The organism is Streptomyces sp. NRRL F-2664 (assembly GCF_000719345.1).
Taxonomy (GTDB): domain Bacteria; phylum Actinomycetota; class Actinomycetes; order Streptomycetales; family Streptomycetaceae; genus Streptomyces.
The window spans coordinates 20,966-40,022 of the sequence record NZ_JOFX01000042.1 but is presented as its reverse complement, the minus strand read 5'-3'; the positions used below and the strand labels follow the sequence as shown (position 1 = coordinate 40,022).

Sequence of the window (19,057 nt, the reverse complement as noted above, 5' to 3'; positions counted from 1 at the left end):
CTCGGTACGCCGACGTTCATGACCGCCGAAGCCGGAGTGGGCGGACACCGCCCGGCTCCGCCCTAGTCCTGCGGGACCTCGCACAGGCCGGTGCCCTTTTGCCAGAAGCGGTACAGGTCGCGGCCGCAGTACGTCTCCAGCTCCGACACGCCCAGCGCCGACAGGACGGCGTCGACCACGTCGAAGAAGAAGGCGTTGACGCCCGGGATCCACAGCAGCGCGAATACGGCGATCAGGCCGAACGGCGCCAGCGGCTCCACCTCGCGCCGCACCCGGTACGACAGCCAGGGCTCGATCACCCCGTAGCCGTCGAGGCCCGGCACCGGCAGGAAGTTCAAGATCGCCGCCGTCACCTGCAGCAGCGCGAGGAACCCCAGGGCGTAGCGGAAGGCGAGGGGCACCCCTTCCAGGGCGTCCAGCCAGAACGGGGCCGTGCAGACGATCGCGAAGGCCACGTTCGTGAGCGGTCCCGCCGCCGAGACCAGGCTGTGCTTCCAGCGGCCCCGGATCCGGTCGCGCTCGATGAAGACCGCACCGCCCGGCAGGCCGATGCCGCCCAGGATGACGAAGAGCACCGGCAGGACGATGCTGAGCAGCGCGTGCGTGTACTTGAGCGGGTTCAGCGTCAGGTAGCCCTTGGCGCCGACCGTGAGGTCGCCGCCGTGCAGGGCGGTCCGGGCGTGCGCGTACTCGTGCAGGCAGAGGGAGACGATCCAGGCCGCCGTCACGAAGAGGAACACCGCGAGCCCGGCGCTCGCCGAGTAGCCCGTCCACACCGCCCAGCCCGTGACGGCCATGACGGCGCAGACGCCGAGGAATACCGAACTGATCCGCCGCTCGTGGCGGGCGCCGCCCTGATGACCCATGCGGGGCAACCTATCCCGGGCCGCGGACGGAAAACGGTTCGGGGTCGGGCCGGGGTCCGGGGACAATGGGCCGGTGCGTTACGCGATTCTCGGCCCGGCCCAGGCACTCCGCGACGACGGGACCCCCGTGGCCGTCGGCGGCGCGCGCCTGCGCGCGCTCCTGACGGCGCTCGCGCTGCGCCCCGGGCGGACGGTGCCGGTGCGGCTGCTGGTCGAGGAGGTGTGGGACGCGCAGCCGCCGGCCGACGCCGTGGCCGCGCTCCAGGCCCTGGTGGGCCGCCTGCGCCGGGCGCTGGGGCACGCGGCCGTGCTGTCCGCAGAGGGCGGCTACCGGCTGGCCGCCCGCCGCGAGGACGTCGACGTGTACCGCTTCGAGCGGCTGGTCCGGGCCGGCGCCGAGGCCGGGGACCCGGCCGAGGCCGCCGCCCGGTACGAGGAGGCCCTCGCCCTGTGGCGCGGGCCGGCCCTCGCGGACCTGCCCGACCCGGCCGCGGAGGCCGCGCGCTGGGAGGCCGTACGGACGGACGCCCGCCGGGGCCGGCTCACGGCGGCCCTGGCCCTGGGCCGGGCCGAGCAGTGCCTGCCGGAGCTGACCGCGCTGTGCGCGCGGCAGCCGCTCGACGAGTCGTTCCAGGCGCTGCGGATCCGGGCGCTGCGGGACGCCGGGCGCCCGGCGCAGGCCCTGTCCGCCTACGACGCGGTACGCCGGGACCTGGCCGACCGGCTCGGTACGGACCCGGGCCCGGCCCTGCGCGCCCTGCACGCCGAGCTCCTGGCCCCCGCGGAATCCCGCCCGGCCCCCTGGCCCGGGCTCGGTCCGGGCCCCGCACACCCGGCCGCGCCCCCGGCCTTCGGCGCCGGTTCCGCCTCCGGACCGGCGGCGCCGCCCGCCGCCCCGCCGTTCGGCCCGGTGGCGCCCATCACCGCGCTCGGCTCCCCGGCCCCGGCCTCCCCGGCCGGGCCCGGCTCGGGCACCGGTCCCGCGCCCGGGCCGGGTGCGCCCGCCGCCCCTACGGCCGGCGCCGTCCCCGCATCCCCGGCCCGTTCCCCGTACCCGGCCGCGCCCGAGTCGGCCCACGGCCCCGGCGCACCGGCCGCCCCCGCTGCTGCCGGGCCCGCGGGAGACGCCAGCGGCTTCCGGTTCGGGGTGCCGGGCGCCCCGGGTCCCGGCGGCGCCGCCCCGGCGCCGGTGGCGGGCGAAGGCTCCGGACACGTCGCCGCCCCGCCCGGGCAGGGCCACGGCAACCTGCGGGCCCGCCTGACCACCTTCGTCGGCCGTGAGGACGACATCCGCGTCATCGGCGACGACCTGGCGCGGTCCCGGCTCGTGACCCTCCTCGGCCCCGGTGGCGCCGGCAAGACCCGGCTCTCGCAGGAGGCCGCCGAGGCGCACGAGGGACGCGGCGGTTGGCCCGACGGCGTCTGGCTCGTCGAGCTGGCCCCCGTCGACGACCCGGAGGACGTCGCCGAGGCCACCCTCGCCGGCCGCGGCCCGGCTGCGGCTGCTGACGCCGCGGCAGATCGCGGACCGGCTGGACGACCGTTTCCGGCTGCTGACCAGCGGCGCCCGTACGGTCCTGCCGCGCCAGCAGACCCTGCGGGCGGTCGTCGACTGGTCCTGGGACCTCCTCGACGAGGCCGAGCGGACCGTGCTGCGCCGCCTGTCGGTCTTCGCGGGCGGCTGCGACCTCGCCGCCGCCGAGGCCGTCTGCGGTGACGCCGACGCTGCACCCTCCGGCATGGACGTTGCCGACACCCTCGGCTCCCTCGTCGACAAGTCCCTCGTGGTCGCCGCCCCCGGCCCCGACGGCATGCGCTACCGCCTCCTGGAGACGGTCGGCGAGTACGCCGCCGAGCGCCTCGCGGAAGCCGGCGACGACCGCGACGCGACCGGCCGCCGCCACCTCGTCCACTACCGCGAACTCGCCCGCACCAGCGACCCGCTGCTGCGCGGCCGCCGCCAGCGGGCGGTGGCCGAACGGCTCGCCACCGAGTACGAGAACCTCCGTACCGCCCTGCGCCGGGCCGTCACCACCCGCGACGCCGACGAGGCACTGTGCCTGGTCCACTCGCTCGGCTGGTACTGGCACCTGCACGACCAGCGGACGGAGTCCCGGCACTGGGCGGAGGCGGTCGCGGCGCTCGGCCCCAACCCGTTCACCGCGCCCGTCGTCCCCGCCGAGCCGGTGTACGGGCAGCTCGTGGACGCGCCGCCGCCCTACAGCGGCGAGGTGCTCACCGAGGCCTGGCGTGCCCTGCACCTGGTGCGGCTCGCGGCCCGCGACCAGACCAACAAGGACTGGGACGACCCCGAGGTCCGGGCCCTGGTCGACGGGGTGATCGCCGCGTACCGGCCCGGGCTGCCGCAGACCTGCCGGACGCCGGCCTCCCTGTGGATCTACGCCGTCATGATCGCCGGCGAGGCCGGGCTGCTCAAACGGGTCGTCGACGCGACCGTGGACACCGCCCGCACGCTCGGCCACCGCTGGGAGCTCGCCTCCGCGCTCCAGTTGCGCGCCAACATTCTCGCCAACCGCGCCGACTGGGCGGGCGACGCCTCCCGCGACGCCGACGAGAGCCTGGACCTCTTCCGGGAGCTGGGCGACGACTGGGGCTGCGCGGAGGCACTGTCCGCCCGCGCCGAGTCCCGGGAGCGGCGGGGCGAACACGCCCTGGCCGCCCGGGACTACCGCGAGGCGATCGCGTACGCGGAGCGGCTGGGCGCGAAGGCACAGGTGACGGTGTTGCGCGTGCGGATGGCCGGTGCGCTCACCGAGACGGGTGAGATGGCGGAGGCCGAGCGGATCCTCACCGAGATCACCGCCACGGTGCAGCGCTTCGGCAACGAGGCGATGCCCGCGGCCCGGATGTTCCTCGCGGGCATCCTCGGCCGGACCGGCCGGATCGCCGAAGCCCGCATCCAGATCCAGGTGCTGCGCGAGGAGTTCGCCTACGGCGCCTACGCCATCTTCGACGTGTTCCTGCTGGCCACGACGGCCTGGCTGGACAATCAGGACGGCCGGTACGAGGACGCCCTGCAGCGCATCCGCGAGGCCGCGGCCGCCTTCCGGCACCCGCTGGCGCTGATGGTCGCCCCGCACCTGCCGGCCACCTTCCTGCTGACCGCCGCCGTCTCCCTCGTGTCGCCCGGCGGCCCGCAGCGGGCGCACGACGGGGCGCGGCTGCTCGGCGCCCACCGGGCCCTGCTGCCGCCCGACCACGTCCCCGTGACGACGGAACGGGAGGACTTCGCCTTCGCCGAGAAGCAGGCCCGGTCCGCGCTCGGTGACGCCGCCTACGAGGCGGCGTACGCCGAGGGCGGCGGCCTCACCCTGGAGGAGGCCACCGCCCTCGTCTGACCCGGCCCCCGGCCGGTGCCCGTCCGGGACGCGATCCGGAGAGGACCGGTCCGCGGGTCAGGTCTTCTGGCGGAACTTGCGCACCGCGAGCGGCATCGTCACGGCCGTGATGGCCAGCGACCAGGCCAGCGTCATCCACACCGAGTCCCCGACGGGAGTGCCGTTGATCAGGGCGCGGGCGGCGTCGGCCAGGTTCGACAGCGGGTTGTAGTCCGTGAAGGACTGCAGCCAGCCCGGCATCGTGGACGGCGGGGCGAAGATCGAGCTGCCGAACTGCAGCGGCATCAGGACCAGCATCGCCATGCCCTGGACGGCCTGCGCGCTCTGCATGGTGAGACCGAGCAGGATGAAGATCCACATGAGGGCGCTGCCGAAGACCGCCGACAGCCCGATGGCGAGGAACAGGTCCAGCACCGAGGACTTGATCGACAGGCCGAGCATGAAGCCGACGGTGAGCAGGATGGCGATGGCCACCATCATCCGGCCGAGCTCGACGACGATCTTGGCGAGGAGCACGGACGACCGGGCGATCGGCATGGACCGGAACCGGTCCATCACGCCCTTCTTGAAGTCGTCGTTGACGCCGGTGCCCACCGCCATCGCGATGTTCATGCCCATCATGGCCATGAGGCCCGGCACCACGTAGTTGACGTAGTCCGCCTGGTTGCCCTTGCCGGAGATCGCACCGCCGAAGACGAACACGAACAGCAGCGTGAAGATGATCGGCATGAACAGGACGTCGAACATCGACTCCGGATCCTGCTTGATCTGCAGGGCGTTGCGGCGCACCAGGGCGCCGATGTGCCGCAGGTTGGCCCGCAGGCCGATCCGGCCGTCACCGCGCGGGGCCGCCGCCGAGGGCCGGTCGGGCGCGGTGGGAGCGGGCTTCGTCGTGGTTACGGTGCTCATGCCGCGACCTCCTCGGTCTTCTCGGTGGGGACGGAGTCCTCGGCGAGCGCGGGCTTCTGGCCGGTGATGGCCAGGAACACCTCGTCGAGGCTGGGCAGGTAGGTGCCGAGGTCGGCGATCGCGTACCCGCGGGCGGCGAGCAGGCCGACCACGGCGGTCAGCTGCTCGTCGCTGAGGATGGGGACGAGGAGCACGCCCTCGTCCGGCACGGCCTGCGAGCCGGCCACGCCGTCCAGTCCGGCCTCGGCCAGCGAGCGGGCCATGCCCGGCAGGTCCGCGGCGGACACCGGACGGATCTTCAGGGTGCGGCCGCCGACGCGGGCCTTCAGCTCGTCCACCTTGCCCTTGGCGATGACCTTGCCGCGGTCGATGACCGTCAGCTCGCTCGCGAGCTGCTCGGCCTCCTCCATGTACTGGGTGGTGAGCAGCACCGTGGCGCCCTCCGCGACCAGGCGCTGCACCTCGTCCCACACCTCGTTGCGGGTGCGGGGATCGAGCCCGGTCGTCGGCTCGTCCAGGTAGATGACGGCCGGCCGGCCGATCAGCGAGGCGGCCAGGTCGAGGCGGCGGCGCATTCCGCCGGAGTAGTTCATGGCGGCCTTCTTCGCCGCCTCGGTCAGGGAGAAGCGCTCCAGCATCTCGTCCGCGCGCAGCCGGGCGTCCTTGCGGGAGAGGTCGAGCAGCCGCCCGATCATGTAGAGGTTCTCCCAGCCGGAGAGCTTCTCGTCGACGGAGGCGTACTGGCCGGTCAGGCCGATGGTGCGGCGCAGCTGCCGCGGCTGGCGGACCACGTCGAAGCCGGCGACGGTCGCCGTACCCGCGTCTGGGGTGATCAGGGTGGAGAGGCAGCGCACCAGCGTCGTCTTGCCGGCGCCGTTGGGCCCGAGGACCCCGAGGACCGTGCCCTCGCGGACATCCAGGTCGACACCGTCGAGGGCCTTGGTCTCGCCGTAGTGCTTGACCAGCCCCCGCACCTCCACGGCGTTGGGGTTCTTGTCGTTTCGCGTCATGCCGACCATGGGAGCACCCGCCACTGACAAAGCACCGACAGACGACCGACAAACGTACGACAGACGTACGACAGCCCGCCGACGGGGCGTCGGCGGGCTGTCGGAGCGGTGCAGGTCACACCGGTGTACGCGTCAGTGGAAGGCGTGCTGCTCCTGCGGGAACGTTCCCCCGACGACGTCCTCGGCGAAGGCCTTCGCCGCGTCCGTCATCGTCTCGCGCAGCTTCGCGTACTGCTTGACGAACTTCGGCATCCTCCCGCCGGTCAGACCCATCATGTCGGTCCACACCAGGACCTGGGCGTCGCACTCGGCGCCCGCGCCGATGCCCACGGTCGGGATGTGCAGGGACCGGGTGACCTCGGCGGCCAGCTCGGCCGGGACGAGCTCCAGCACCACCGCGAAGGCGCCCGCGTCCTGCGCGGCCTTCGCGTCGCGCAGCAGCTGGTGCGCGGCCTCGTCGCCGCGGCCCTGGACCCGGTAGCCCATGGCGTTGACGGACTGCGGGGTCAGCCCCAGGTGGGACATCACCGGGATGCCGGACTGCACGATCAGCTCGGTCTGCGCCAGCGAGCGCTCGCCGCCCTCCAGCTTCACGGCGCCCACCCCGGCCTCCTTGACCAGGCGGGTCGCGCTGCGCAGCGCCTGCACGGGGCCTTCCTGGTACGACCCGAACGGCATGTCGCCGATGACCAGGGCGCGGCTGGTGCCGCGCACGACGGCCGCCGACAGCATGGTCATGTGGTCCATCGTCACCGGGACGGTGGAGTCGAAACCGAGGTGGCAATTGCCCATCGAGTCGCCGACGAGGATCACCGGGATGCCGGACTCGTCGAAGACCGACGCGGTCATCGCGTCGTAGGCGGTGAGCATGGGCCACTTCTCGCCGCGTTCCTTGGCGAGGGTCAGGTCGCGGACGGTGATGCGCCGGGTGCCCGTGCCTCCGTACAGGGTGGGGGAGGCGGCGGCTGCGGGTTCGCGGGCAGGCGAAACGGCATGCGTCATGGCAACTGCTCCTTGTGTGATCTCGAGGCACCCTCACGGTGTCCCCGGACTCACCCACCATGGTGGCATCCCCGTGGGGGTGGGCGGAAGTGGTGCGCGCCGGCCGCCGGGCCGGGGTCGCCAATGTGCGCGTTTCGTGACAAGCGGAACCCCGTGCGTTCAACCGTTCGTCCTCCCCGGCGTGCGACCGTGACGGACGGTCGTGACGTACGGCACGGAAGGCTCCGCTTCATCGCCTAGGGTCAAGGGGCGGGGACGGAGCGCGAGCACGGCAGTGAGGGCAGTGGCATGGCACAGGCGTACAGGACGGAACCGGGGAACGGCGGCTCGGAGCCCGAGCCCTCCCCGTCCCGCTTCCGGCGCCGGCTGGCCGAACTGCGCCGGGACCCGGGGATCTGGCGGCGCGGACCGGTCCTCGCCGCGGTCGCGGTCCTGCTGTCGCTGGTCATGATCTTCCACGCCGAGCTGCCCAACGACGTCGGCAACCTCGGCAGTCTCACCGAGACCTTCCTGCCCTGGCTGGGCCTGGCCGTACCGGTCCTGCTGGTGGGGGCCGTCCTGCGCCGGTCGGCGACCGCGCTGGTCGCGGTCCTGCTGCCCGCGGTGGTCTGGCTGAACCTCTTCGGGGGCCTGGTCTTCGACAAGTCCGGCACCGGCGGCGACCTCGTCGTCGCCACCCACAACGTCGACGCCGACAACCCCGACCCGCGCGGCACCGCCGCCTCCGTCGCCCGCTCCGGCGCCGACGTCCTGGCCCTGACCGAGCTCAAGGGCAGTGCGGTCCCCGTGTACGAGAAGGCGCTGGCGGCCACGTACAAGTACCACTCGGTCGAAGGCACCGTCGGGCTGTGGAGCAAGTACCCGCTGAGCGGCAGCGCGCCCGTCGACATCAGGATGGGCTGGACCCGGGCCATGCGGGCCACCGTCGCCACCCCGCAGGGCGAGGTCGCGGCCTTCGTGGCCCACCTGCCCTCGGTCCGCGTCAAGCTCAATGCCGGCTTCACTGCCAACCAGCGCGACGACAGCGCCGACGCGCTGGGCGCCGCGCTCGCCGCAGAACCGCTGAAGAAGGTCGTCCTCCTCGGCGACCTGAACGGCACCATGAACGACCGTGCCCTGTCCGAGGTCACCTCGCAGATGCGCTCCACCCAGGGCGCGGCCGGCGACGGCTTCGGCTTCAGCTGGCCGGCGCAGTTCCCGATGGCCCGCATCGACCAGATCATGGTCCGCGGGATCCGGCCCGAGGCCTCCTGGACCCTGCCCCGCACCGGCAGCGACCACCTGCCGGTCGCCGCGCGGCTGACGGTCGCGAAGTAGCCGGGGGAACCGACAGCCCCCGGAAAGAGGGGCCCGCCACACCGGTGGCGGGCCCCTCCGTGCGCGGACGCCTACGCCTGCTCGCGCCAGCCGTTCGTGATCGGCAGGCGGCGGTCCTTGCCGAAGCCCTTCGCGGAGATCTTCGTGCCCGGCGGGTACTGGCGGCGCTTGTACTCGGCCGTGTCGACCATCCGCAGCGTCTTCGCGACCAGCTCGGCGTCGAAGCCTGCGGCCACGATCTCCTCCAGCCCCTGGTCGCGGTCCACGTACAGGGCCAGGATCGCGTCGAGCACCGGATAGTCCGGCAGCGAGTCCGTGTCCACCTGCCCGGGGCGCAGCTCGGCGCTGGGCGGCTTCATGATGGAGTTCTCCGGGATCGGCGGGGTCTCGCCGCGCTCGGCGGCCGCCCGGTTGCGGTACCGGGCGAGCCGGAAGACGTCGCTCTTGTAGACGTCCTTGATCGGGCCGTAGGCGCCCACCGAGTCGCCGTACAGGGTGGAGTAGCCGACGGCCAGCTCCGATTTGTTGCCGGGGGCCAGCACGATGTGGCCCTCCTGGTTGGACAGGGCCATCAGCAGCGTGCCGCGCAGCCGCGACTGGAGGTTCTCCTCGGCCAGGCCGGTCAGACCGAGCGCGCCCATGTAGGCGTCGAACATCGGCTCGATCGGCACCGTCCGGAAGTTCAGGCCGGTGCGCTCGGCCAGGTCGGCCGCGTCGCCCTTGGAGTGCTCCGAGGAGTACTTCGAGGGCATGGAGACCCCGTACACGTTCTGCGCGCCGATCGCGTCGCATGCGACGGCGGCGACGAGCGCCGAGTCGATCCCTCCGGAGAGCCCGACCAGGACGGAGCGGAATCCGTTCTTCCGCACGTACGCGCGCAGGCCCACGACCAGTGCGTCGTAGACCTCCTCGTCGTCGTCGAGGCGGTCGGCGTAGCCGCCGGGCACGACCGGCTCGTACGCCTCCACCGGCTCCTCGGACAGGACGACGCGGTCGATGCGCAGCCCGTCGTCCACCACCCCCTCGGGGGCGTCGGCGCGCGCGGCCGGCAGGTCGAGGTCGACCAGGACGCAGCCCTCGGAGAACTGCGGGGCGCGGGCGATGACCTCGCCGTCGGCGCCGACGACGATCGAGTCGCCGTCGAAGACCAGCTCGTCCTGGCCGCCCATCATCGCCAGGTAGGCCAGGGTGCAGCCGGCCTCCTGGGCGCGCTTGCGCACCAGTTCGAGGCGGACGTCGTCCTTGTTGCGCTCGTACGGTGAGGCGTTGACGGAGACCAGCAGCCCGGCGCCGGCGGAGCGGGTGGCGGGTACGCGGCCGCCGTCCTGCCAGAGGTCCTCGCAGATGGCCAGGGCCACGTCGACGCCGCGCACGCGGATCACCGGCTGGGTGTCGCCGGGCACGAAGTACCGGAACTCGTCGAACACGCCGTAGTTGGGCAGGTGGTGCTTGGCGAAGCGCAGCACCACGCGGCCGCGGTGCAGGACCGCGGCAGCGTTCTCCGGAGAGCCGGCCGGGCGCCCGAGCCGGGGCGTCGCCCTCTCCGTCCGGTCGAGGTAGCCGACGACGACCGGCAGTTCGCCGAGCCCCTCGGCGGCCAGGCGCTCCGCGAGGTCCCGCAGGGCGCTGCGCGAGGCCTCGACGAAGGAGGCCCGCAGGGCGAGGTCCTCGACGGGGTACCCGGTCAGCACCATCTCCGGGAACGCCACCAGGTGGGCGCCCTGCTCGGCGGAGTGCCGGGTCCAGTGGACGACCGAGTCGGCGTTGGCGGCGATGGCGCCGACGTGCGAGTCGATCTGATTCAGCGCGAGGCGTAGTTGAGGCACGGGGCCCAGTCTAATCGTCTTTCTGACGCGATGTCCTGGGGCCCGTGTCCTTCCGGGGTTTCCGGCGCGCCGCACGGGGGCGTCGGGCGGTGCCGGACGGCTGTGTCAGCCGAGGGGGCCGGCGTACTTCACGTCGTCGAGGAGGGTTCCGGCGGCGATGTCCGCGGTGATGCTCTTCGTGCCTTCGGGGATCTCGAACGCCACGACGCCGCTGGCGGATTCGCCCGGCAGGATCGATCCCTTCACCATCTTCGGGACGCTGGCGCCGCCCCCGCTGTCGAAGACCATCTCGGCCGTCATGCCCTTGTCGTCACGGACGTTGGGCACGGCGTAGATCACCTCGTGCGGTGCGGTCGAGCCGTTGGTGATGGTGATGGTGAGCTGGACCGCGTTCTTCACCTGTTCGCGGGCGATGATGCCCTTCGGCTCGTACTTCGTCGGCGCCGACAGGCTCACCTTGACGCCGTTGGGGTAGGTGAAGGTCTCACCGAACGGCAGCGCGCTGGTCAGACCGGGGACCTGGGAGGGCGACGGGGACTTCGACGGCGAGGGCTCACTGCTGGGGTACGGCCCGTCGAGGTCCAGGTCGTCGATCTCGGCGCCCGCCTCGATGCGGTCGGAGGCCCGGTCGACGACCGAGACGGTCAGGAAGAAACCGCCGACCGAGGCGAGGATGCCCACCCCGGCGAGAACGGTGCCGACGACGGCCAGCGACTTGTTGGGCGCGCCGTTGTTGGCGCGCACGATGGCGCCGATGCCCAGGCCCACGCCGGTCACGGCGAGGATGGCGCCGAGCCAGAAGAGGAACGGCACGCAGCCGAAGACGATGCCGGAACCGCCGACGATCACGGCCGCGACCGCCAGGCCGTTGGTGGTCGGGGCGGCGGGCTGCGCGTAGCCGCCGTACGCGGCGGCGCCGTGGCCGGCGGTGTGCCGGGCCCACGGATCGGCGGGGGCGGGGATGCCCGGAGCGAGGGGTGCGGGGGGTGCACCGAACGGCGCGGGCGGGAGCGTGGGGGCCGGAGTGGGAGGTGCGAACGCCGACGGGGCCGCCACAGGGACGGGGGTGGGGGCTCCGGCCGCGGCGGGTGCGTCGGCGGGCCGGCCCGCTTCCGCCTCGGGGGCCGCTTCGGCGACCGGCTCCGCGGCGGAGGCGGCGGACTCCGGGGCGGGGGTCTTGGCGAGCGAGAGCGGCTGGGCGGGGGCCGGTGTGGGAGCCGTCTCGGGAAGGGGCGTGCCCTCGGGTTCCGCCGGCGGGCCGGTGGGCGTGCTGGGCGGGTTCGGCGGGGTGGTCATACCGGCGGGGCGTCCTTTGTCGCGGCTGTCGTGATCACAGCAAGAGTGCCACGCCGGAGGCGAACGCCCTTCCGAATTCCCGCGCGCCCGGCCCGGGGCAGGTGGCTCCCGATCGGCCCGCAGGTGGCTCCCGATCGGCCCGCGTACCGGCGCGGAGCGGCCGGAATGTGGCGAGCGCCACCGCGCGCACCGGCACCGGGAGCCCCCGCCGAGGCAACGCGCCGGCCCGCGGGCACGTCCTCCATGGCGTGGGCCTCGGCGGGACGGCCCGGGACGGCATGATGCCGGCGGCGCCCGGCGGCAGCGCGGCGAGCAGCAGGAGCCGGAGCCCCGGGGCGGCCCGCCGAGCACTGCGTGTCATGGCCGGGACTCTGTCCGGGGTGGGTGTCCGGCCGGAGGTACGACCCCGAGCTTGCTTAGGATTAGTCACACTATGTCCCCATATGGGCTCACTCCGCGCACCGCCCGGCCGGTCGCCCTGCTGATCGGCCTCGCCGGCGCGGCCTACACCGCGTGGGTGCTCGAAGTCGTCCTCTCCACCGGCCTCAACCCCATCGAGACGTACGTCAGCGAGCTCGCCGCCCAGGACCAACCGCTCGGCGGCCTCTTCCGGGCCACCGACTTCACCGCCGGAATGCTCGCCTTCGCCGGCGGCCTGCTGGCCCTGGTACGGCTGCTGAAGTACGCCGAGTCCCGCCGCGCGTGGGCGGTCGTCGGCTGGGCCGGTGTCACCCTCTTCGGCGCGGCCACCGCGGCCGACGCATGGCTCCCGCTGAGCTGCACGCCCACCGCGGACCCGGAGTGCGCCGCCCGCGAGACCGCCGGGCTGGTACCCGCCACCCACCAGGCCCACACCGTCAGCAGCAGCCTCGCCATGACGGGCGCCCTCGTGGGCCTGGTGGCCCTCACCGTCGCAGCCCGCCGCTACGGCTGGTTCGCCCCGCTCGCCCGCTACGGCCCCGCACTCGTCGTCCTGGAGCTGCTCGCCACCGCCTGGACCCTGTCCGCCATCGCGATGTTCACGGCCGGCCGCGGCACCTGGGCGCTGGGGGCCGGTCAGCGGCTCCAGGTCCTGCTCGTGGCGATCTGGCTGGTCCTGCTCGCGTACTCCGTCCTCAAGGAACGCCGGACATGACCGCGTACGAACCGTCCGGGACGCCGCACCCGGCAGGCCGGGGAGGAACGGGCGCGTTCGTACGCGTCGGCGGGGTGCCGCTGCACGTACTCGTCGAGGGCCGGGGGCCGGTGTGCGTGCTCAGCGCCGGACTGGCCATGGCCTGGTTCGACTGGGACGAGGTCGCCGCCCTGCTCGTCGCCGCGGGCCGCACCGTCGTCCGCTTCGACCGCCCCGGGCACGGCCTGAGCGGCCCGGCCACCGCCCCGCCCACGACCGCCGGGGAGGCCCACCGGATCGCCGGCCTGCTCGACGCGCTGGGGTACGGCGGGCCGGGCGCAGCCCCGGTCACCGTCGTCGGGCACTCGATCGCCGCCTTCCACACCGAGGGCTTCGCCCGCCTCCACCCGGAGCGCACGGCCGCCCTGGTGCTGGTCGACGCCAGCGTCGAGGAGGATCCCCGTACGGTTCTGCCGGCGGCGCTGCGCACCGGCGCGGCACGCCTCGCCGGCCGGGCCGTGACGGCGGCCGGCCTGCCGGCCGCGGTGGGCCCCGCGGCGCGGCGCGCCACCGTACGGGCCTCCCGCACCGGCGGCGGCGACCCGGCCGCGCGGGACCTCGTACGCCGCTGCTACCGCACCGGCCGCGTCTGGCGCGGCGCGCTGCTGGAGAACTCCCGCTACCCGGACATGGCCGCCGAGCTGCTGGTGCTGCGCGCCGCCCGGCCGCTGACCGCCCCCGCCACCGTCCTCGCCGGCCACGACGGATCGGCCGGGCGCGGTGCACTGCGCTGGCTCGGGCGCCAGGCGGACCTCGCCGACCGGCTGGGCGCCCGGTTCGAGGTGGCCGAGCCCGCCGGCCACCTGGTCATGCTGGACCGCCCGGACCAGGTGGCCCGGGCGGTGGTGGAGACGGGCGGTCGGGGGACGGCGGACGGGGACGGGTGAAGGGGACGGGCCCGCGTCACTGCCGGGCGTAGACCTTCTCGACGAAGCCGGCCAGCTGCTCGTCGGACAGGTGCTGGGCGAGGTCGGCCTCGCTGATCATGCCGACCAGCCTCTTTTCCTTGATCACGGGCAGCCGCTTGATCCGGTGGCTCTCCATCTCGTCCAGCACGGCGGACACGTCCGCTTCGGCCTCGATCCAGCGCGGGGTGCCCCGGGCCATGTCCCCGCACGTCGTCTTCGACGGGTCCAGGCCCTTCGCCACGCAGTGCACGACGATGTCGCGGTCGGTGACGATCCCGCACAACCGCTCGTCGGAGTCGCTGATCGGCAGCGCACCCACATCGAGCCGGGCCATCAGCTCGGCCGCCCGGTCGAGCGTCTCGTGCGCCGGTATCCACTGGGCCCCGGGGTGCATGATGTCTGCGGCGGTGGTCATGAAGAAAACCTCCTCAGCACGCCGTTGGCGGCCGGCTGCGGGCGCACCCGGCCGGGCGTCCCCTCTCGCGTGCGTGCGGCCGGCCGGATCGCCCTACCGCCGTCCGTACTGCCGGGCAGGTCGGGCGCAGTACACGCCCGTACGGGTGAGAGGGCGCCTCCCCCCACCGTACGAGCGTGTCCCGTCACCCGCGCGGGGTGGCTCCGCGCTGCCTCAGCATGTCCGCCATCAAGGTGAGCTCGGAGCGCTGCGCGTCGACCATGCCCTGCGCCAGCTCCCGCTCGACCGGGGTCCCGCACTGCTGCGCACACCCCTCGGCCATCGCCACGCCCCCCTTGTGGTGGTCGGTCATCAGCTGGAGGAAGAGCACCTCCGCGTCCCGCCCCGAGGCGGCGCCGAGCTGCTCCAGCTCCTCCTTGGTGGCCATGCCGGGCATCAGCGACCCGGGCCCGGCCGGGCCGTGGCCGGCGTGCCCGCCGTGGCCCGCCGAGCCCCCCATCCACGACATCGGCGGCTCACCGGCCACCACCTTCGGCAGCCCCCACAGGTCCAGCCAGCCCAGGAGCATGCCCCGCTGGTTGGCCTGGGTGTTGGCGATGTCGTAGGCGAGGGTGCGCACCGCCTCGTCCTGGGTGCGGTCCCGGACGACGAAGGACATCTCCACCGCCTGCTGGTGATGGACCGCCATGTCCCGGGCGAAGCCGGCGTCGGGGGAGTGCAGCCCCGGCGTGCGCGGGGCGGCCCCGGAGGCGGGCCGGGCCGCGGACCCGCCGTTCGCCGCGGCGACCGTGGCCGCCGCCGCGAACAGCAGCGCCAGCAGCACGGCCGTCCCCGCGACCCAGTACGTACGGGGAATCGCGCGGCTCACTTCGCCGCCAGACCGTTCGTGCAGGCCGCACCGGGCTCCGGGGTCTGCTCACCCTGCACGTACTTGGTCAGGAACTGCTTGACCCGGGGGTCGTCCGCGCTGTCCACCGTGAGCTGCTTGCCCCACGCGCTGAGCATGATCGCGCCGGCCTGCTCCTTGACCGGGCTCATCAGCGTGTACGGGGTCTTGCCGACGGTCTCGGCGAGCTTGTCGACCTCGGCCGGGGCGGCCTTGTCGTTGTACGTCACCCAGACGGCGCCGTGCTCCAGCGAGTGGACGGCGTTCACCTCGGGCAGCGGGGTCTTGTAGACGTCGCCGTTGCAGTTCATCCAGCGGGGGTGGTGGTCACCGCCGACGGGCGGGTTCATCTCGTACGTCACGGGCGTCTCGACGTGGTTGCGGCCGAGCTTCTTCACGTCCCACAGCTGCTCGCCCTCGACGGGCTTCTTGCGGATCTCCTCCGCCTCCTTGCGGAGCTGCTCCGCGGCCTCCTGCTTGCGCTGCTCGGCCTGCTTCTGGTCGATCAGCACCCAGGCGCCGAAACCGACGAGACCGACGACGACGGCCGACGAGACGGTGATCGCGATCGCCTTGTTGCGCCGCTCCCGGGCCTTCTCGGCGCGGCGCATCTCGGCTATGCGCGCCTGGCGGGAGGTCGGGTCGGTGTGCTGGGGGGTCCTGCCGGACTTGCTGGCCATGTGCCCTGGTTCCTTCTTCTGATGAGGGGGGTGGACGGAACGCACAACCGGACCCGTCAGGTCCGCAGCACCTGGAGAACATGCAGGTCGGGGGCGCGCGCCAGCGGCTCGGGCGACCCGGTCCGCCCCGCGGCCCGGGCGCGGGCGCCGGGCTGCGGCCCGCCGCCCGGCACGGTCACGGCGGGCGGCGGCACGGGCGGCACGGCCGGGGTCACGTGCGCGAGGGGGGAACAGCCGGGCGGCTCGTACGGGGACACGCAGACGACGTGCTCCGCTCCGTGCGCCCGCACCTCGGGGGCGGCGGCGTGCGGCTCAGCGGGGCGCGCACACAGGAACAGCGCGCCCGCCAGCGCCCCGAGGACCGCCAGCAGGACGGCACGCCGGAGCGCGGAACGTCCACGACGCCCCCGCTGCGCGTACTCCCGGCCCCCCATGGGCGCAGATGGTAATGCTCATGACCGGCCGGAGGTCAGTGCGGGGGTGCCGCGAGCTTTCCCGGGTGCGTAATGTGGCGGAAACCACCGCTGGCGATACTGGGCCGACCCGACTGTGCCGCGACCCGTCGGGCGGTGGTGCACAGGCCGTCTGAACTGCGAGGATGAAGGCATGGACAAGCAGCAGGAATTCGTCCTCCGGACGCTTGAGGAGCGCGACATCCGCTTCGTGCGCCTGTGGTTCACCGACGTACTGGGCTTCCTGAAGTCCGTCGCGGTCGCCCCCGCGGAGCTGGAGCAGGCCTTCGACGAGGGCATCGGCTTCGACGGCTCCGCCATCGAGGGCTTCGCGCGGGTCTACGAGTCCGACATGATCGCCAAGCCGGATCCGGGCACGTTCCAGATACTGCCGTGGCGCGCCGAGGCCCCCGGCACGGCCCGGATGTTCTGCGACATCCTCATGCCGGACGGCTCCCCGTCCTTCGCGGACCCCCGCTACGTCCTCAAGCGCATCCTGGCCAAGACCTCCGACCTGGGCTTCACCTTCTACACCCACCCGGAGATCGAGTTCTTCCTGCTGAAGGACAAGCCGCTGGACGGCAGCCGCCCGGTGCCCGCCGACAACTCCGGCTACTTCGACCACACCCCGCAGAACGTGGGCATGGACTTCCGCCGCCAGGCGATCACGATGCTCGAATCGATGGGCATCTCGGTGGAGTTCAGCCACCACGAGGGCGCACCGGGACAGCAGGAGATCGACCTGCGCTACGCCGACGCCCTCTCCACGGCCGACAACATCATGACGTTCCGCCTGGTCATGAAGCAGGTCGCCCTCGAACAGGGCGTCCAGGCCACCTTCATGCCCAAGCCGTTCTCGGAGTACCCCGGTTCGGGCATGCACACCCACCTGTCCCTCTTCGAGGGCGACCGCAACGCCTTCTACGAGTCGGGCGCCGAGTACCAGCTCTCGAAGGTCGGCCGCTCCTTCATCGCGGGCCTGCTGCGCCACGCGGCGGAGACGGCCGCGGTCACCAACCAGTGGGTCAACTCGTACAAGCGCATCTGGGGCGGCTCCTCGCGCAGCGCCGGCGCGGGCGGCGAGGCTCCCTCGTACATCTGCTGGGGCCACAACAACCGCTCGGCACTCATCCGCGTCCCGATGTACAAGCCGGGCAAGATGGGCTCCTCCCGCATCGAGGTCCGCTCGATCGACTCGGGCGCCAACCCGTACCTCACGTACGCCGTCCTCCTGGCGGCCGGCCTCAAGGGCATCGAGGAGGGCTACGAACTCCCGGCGGGCGCCGACGACGACGTCTGGGCCCTCTCCGACGCGGAACGCCGGGCGATGGGCATCGAACCCCTGCCGCAGAACCTCGGCGAGGCCATCTCCCTGATGGAGCGCAGCGAACTGGTCGCGGAAACCCTCGGCGAGCACGTCTTCGACTTCTTCCTGCGCAACAAGAAGCAGGAGTGGGAGGAATACCGCTCGGAGGTCACCGCCTTCGAACTCCGCAAGAACCTCCCGGTCCTGTAAGGGCAGGTCAGCAGCAGTACGTCAGCTGGGGAAGGGCCCTCGGCCGCATGCGGCCGAGGGCCCTTCTGCGATCTCCGGGCGGGAGTCCGGCCATGCTGCGTGCCTGCCGCCGCCCGGGACTGGGGAGTGCGGCGCAAGTGGCGCGGTGCCGGCCATGGTGGGCACGGGGACACGGGGGGCGTGCCCAGGGGGCGCGCGTTGTCGAAACGATACAGCCGCGGGCATTGGAGTGAACTGCCGTTCCCGGCGGTGCCTCCGGGCGTTGGACCGGCCGACGCGCACATCGACCAGCGCGTCGTCGTTCCACAGATCCTTAGGGGAGTCATGCGTATTCGTTCTGCTGTCACCGCGTCCGTCCTGGCCGCCGGCATCCTGCTGGGCGGGGCCGGTGCCGCCCTGGCCAACGACGGGGTCGACATCGACTACTTCTCCGGCGGCCGCGCGGGCTTCTCGTCGAACTGCTCCTCGCTCGCCGCGGTGCCCGCCACCAAGCCGGGCTTCACGGGCCCGATCTACACCTCCACCTGCCTCACCGACGGCGAGCTAGAGTGGGCGAAGGGCAACCACCTGGGTGCCTGATCCGGCGCCCCGCGCCCGGGGGCGGACCGACGGCGACGTCGTCCGCCCCCGCGGCGTCCCCGGCGCGGGAACTCCGGCGCGGGAGCTCTTGGGGAGAACTTTGCCCGGTCGGGCGCATGCGATCCGGTCCGAGCGTGCAGGCGATCCGATGGACACCCGCAGCCGCACCCCCAGGACCCGTGCATGGACGTACACACCGCCCGCCCCCTGGGCCGGGCGATGCCCGTCCCCGAGCGCGTCTGGTACGCCTCCTACGGCTCCAACATGCACATGCACCGGCTCACCGCCTACATCGCCGGCGGCATCCCGCCCGGGGCGGCGCACGCCCACCCGGGCTGCCGCGACCGGCGGCCACCGGAGCGCTCCATCCCGGTCGAGCTCGACGGCAGCCTGTACTTCGCCACGGAGTCGCTGGTGTGGACCGGCGGCCGGGGCTTCTACGACCCCGACGCCCCGGGCCGGATCCGCGGACGCGCCCACCTGGTGACCACCGGTCAGCTGTCCGACATCGCCGCACAGGAGATGTACCGGGAACCGGGGGCGGACCTCGACCTCACGCCCGTCCTGCGGGACGGCCGCCACGCGCTCGGCCCCGGCCGGTACGAGACGCTCGTCTGCCCGGGCACGATCGAGGGGATCCCCGTGGTCACCTTCACCGCCCCGTGGACCCTCGGGGACGTCGAGCTGCGCACCCCGTCCGCCGCGTACCTGCGCCACCTGGCCGCCGGCCTTCTGGAGTCCGGCCCCTGGACGGCACAGGACACCGCCGGCTACCTCTCCACCTGCCCGGGCGCCACCGGCACCTGGACCCCCGACCGCGTCCGCGCCCTCCTGGCGGCCACCCCCTGAGGCCCGGAGGCGT

At 73.4% G+C, this 19,057-nt stretch carries 16 protein-coding genes and 1 pseudogene; 7 read left to right on the top strand and 10 right to left on the bottom strand.

Going from position 1 to position 19,057, the window contains the following annotated elements; genetic code table 11:
• Positions 1 to 62: 62 nt before the first annotated feature.
• Positions 63 to 866, bottom strand: a complete 804-nt coding sequence (locus tag IF89_RS0128775; RefSeq protein ID WP_030774256.1) for a site-2 protease family protein — start codon at positions 864 to 866, stop codon at positions 63 to 65.
• On the opposite strand from IF89_RS0128775, the pseudogene IF89_RS47910 reads away from it, so the two are divergent.
• Positions 865 to 4,225 (top strand): annotated as a pseudogene (locus IF89_RS47910) (AfsR/SARP family transcriptional regulator). The gene IF89_RS0128775 and the pseudogene IF89_RS47910 sit on opposite strands and share 2 nt — an antisense overlap.
• Positions 4,226 to 4,282: 57 nt before the next feature.
• On the opposite strand, the gene IF89_RS0128765 reads toward IF89_RS47910, so the two are convergent.
• The 3 genes from IF89_RS0128765 to panB all read right to left on the bottom strand — a co-directional run bounded on the left by IF89_RS0128765 (position 4,283) and on the right by panB (position 7,146).
• Complete coding sequence (locus IF89_RS0128765; RefSeq protein ID WP_030774254.1) at positions 4,283 to 5,134, bottom strand: ABC transporter permease; 852 nt, start codon at positions 5,132 to 5,134, stop codon at positions 4,283 to 4,285.
• A complete protein-coding gene (locus IF89_RS0128760; protein ID WP_030774251.1) occupies positions 5,131 to 6,153 on the bottom strand; it encodes an ATP-binding cassette domain-containing protein in 1,023 nt (340 codons plus the stop codon). The genes IF89_RS0128765 and IF89_RS0128760 overlap by 4 nt, the downstream gene beginning before the upstream one ends.
• 123 nt (positions 6,154 to 6,276) lie before the next feature.
• Complete coding sequence (gene panB / locus IF89_RS0128755; RefSeq protein WP_030774248.1) at positions 6,277 to 7,146, bottom strand: 3-methyl-2-oxobutanoate hydroxymethyltransferase; 870 nt, start codon at positions 7,144 to 7,146, stop codon at positions 6,277 to 6,279.
• A gap of 288 nt (positions 7,147 to 7,434) precedes the next feature.
• On the opposite strand from panB, the gene IF89_RS0128750 reads away from it, so the two are divergent.
• The gene (locus IF89_RS0128750; RefSeq protein ID WP_030774246.1) at positions 7,435 to 8,463 is read left to right on the top strand and encodes an endonuclease/exonuclease/phosphatase family protein; all 1,029 of its coding nucleotides are present in this window, start codon (positions 7,435 to 7,437) and stop codon (positions 8,461 to 8,463) included.
• A gap of 71 nt (positions 8,464 to 8,534) precedes the next feature.
• On the opposite strand, the gene IF89_RS0128745 is transcribed toward IF89_RS0128750, so the two are convergent.
• Both IF89_RS0128745 and IF89_RS0128740 read right to left on the bottom strand, forming a co-directional pair.
• Positions 8,535 to 10,289, bottom strand: coding sequence for an NAD+ synthase (locus tag IF89_RS0128745; protein WP_030774243.1), 1,755 nt, complete (start codon positions 10,287 to 10,289; stop codon positions 8,535 to 8,537).
• A gap of 105 nt (positions 10,290 to 10,394) precedes the next feature.
• Positions 10,395 to 11,585 (bottom strand): hypothetical protein, encoded by a 1,191-nt coding sequence (locus IF89_RS0128740; RefSeq protein ID WP_030774240.1) that lies wholly within the window; start codon positions 11,583 to 11,585, stop codon positions 10,395 to 10,397.
• Between the two features lie 433 nt (positions 11,586 to 12,018).
• Here IF89_RS0128740 and IF89_RS0128735 point away from each other — a divergent pair, with 433 nt between their 5' ends.
• Together IF89_RS0128735 and IF89_RS0128730 are read left to right on the top strand one after the other, a co-directional pair.
• Entirely contained in the window at positions 12,019 to 12,720 is a 702-nt protein-coding gene (locus IF89_RS0128735) for a DUF998 domain-containing protein (protein WP_043194528.1), read from the top strand.
• Positions 12,717 to 13,646: an alpha/beta fold hydrolase gene (locus tag IF89_RS0128730; protein WP_051807765.1), complete on the top strand. Its 930-nt coding sequence runs from the start codon at positions 12,717 to 12,719 to the stop codon at positions 13,644 to 13,646. The genes IF89_RS0128735 and IF89_RS0128730 overlap by 4 nt, the downstream gene beginning before the upstream one ends.
• A 16-nt stretch (positions 13,647 to 13,662) precedes the next feature.
• On the opposite strand, the gene IF89_RS0128725 is transcribed toward IF89_RS0128730, so the two are convergent.
• From IF89_RS0128725 to IF89_RS0128710, 4 genes are all read right to left on the bottom strand, one after another.
• Positions 13,663 to 14,082, bottom strand: coding sequence for a CBS domain-containing protein (locus tag IF89_RS0128725; protein ID WP_030774233.1), 420 nt, complete (start codon positions 14,080 to 14,082; stop codon positions 13,663 to 13,665).
• Between the two features lie 184 nt (positions 14,083 to 14,266).
• Positions 14,267 to 14,950 carry a DUF305 domain-containing protein gene (locus IF89_RS0128720; RefSeq protein WP_030774231.1) on the bottom strand — a complete coding sequence of 228 codons (684 nt, stop codon included), beginning with the start codon at positions 14,948 to 14,950 and terminating at the stop codon, positions 14,267 to 14,269.
• Complete coding sequence (locus IF89_RS0128715) at positions 14,947 to 15,648, bottom strand: DUF3105 domain-containing protein (protein ID WP_030774229.1); 702 nt, start codon at positions 15,646 to 15,648, stop codon at positions 14,947 to 14,949. Before IF89_RS0128715 ends, IF89_RS0128720 begins: the two co-directional genes overlap by 4 nt.
• Positions 15,649 to 15,704: 56 nt before the next feature.
• A complete protein-coding gene (locus IF89_RS0128710; protein WP_030774227.1) occupies positions 15,705 to 16,082 on the bottom strand; it encodes a hypothetical protein in 378 nt (125 codons plus the stop codon).
• Positions 16,083 to 16,254: 172 nt separating this feature from the next.
• Between IF89_RS0128710 and IF89_RS0128705 the strand changes: the two genes are divergently transcribed.
• The 3 genes from IF89_RS0128705 (at position 16,255) to IF89_RS0128695 (ending at position 19,044) form a co-directional block, all read left to right on the top strand.
• Positions 16,255 to 17,616 carry a glutamine synthetase family protein gene (locus IF89_RS0128705; RefSeq protein ID WP_030774225.1) on the top strand — a complete coding sequence of 454 codons (1,362 nt, stop codon included), beginning with the start codon at positions 16,255 to 16,257 and terminating at the stop codon, positions 17,614 to 17,616.
• A gap of 324 nt (positions 17,617 to 17,940) precedes the next feature.
• Positions 17,941 to 18,195 (top strand): hypothetical protein, encoded by a 255-nt coding sequence (locus tag IF89_RS0128700; RefSeq protein WP_234327901.1) that lies wholly within the window; start codon positions 17,941 to 17,943, stop codon positions 18,193 to 18,195.
• Between the two features lie 183 nt (positions 18,196 to 18,378).
• On the top strand, positions 18,379 to 19,044 hold the full coding sequence (locus tag IF89_RS0128695) for a hypothetical protein (protein ID WP_051807763.1): 666 nt from the start codon (positions 18,379 to 18,381) through the stop codon (positions 19,042 to 19,044).
• Positions 19,045 to 19,057 lie beyond the last annotated feature (13 nt).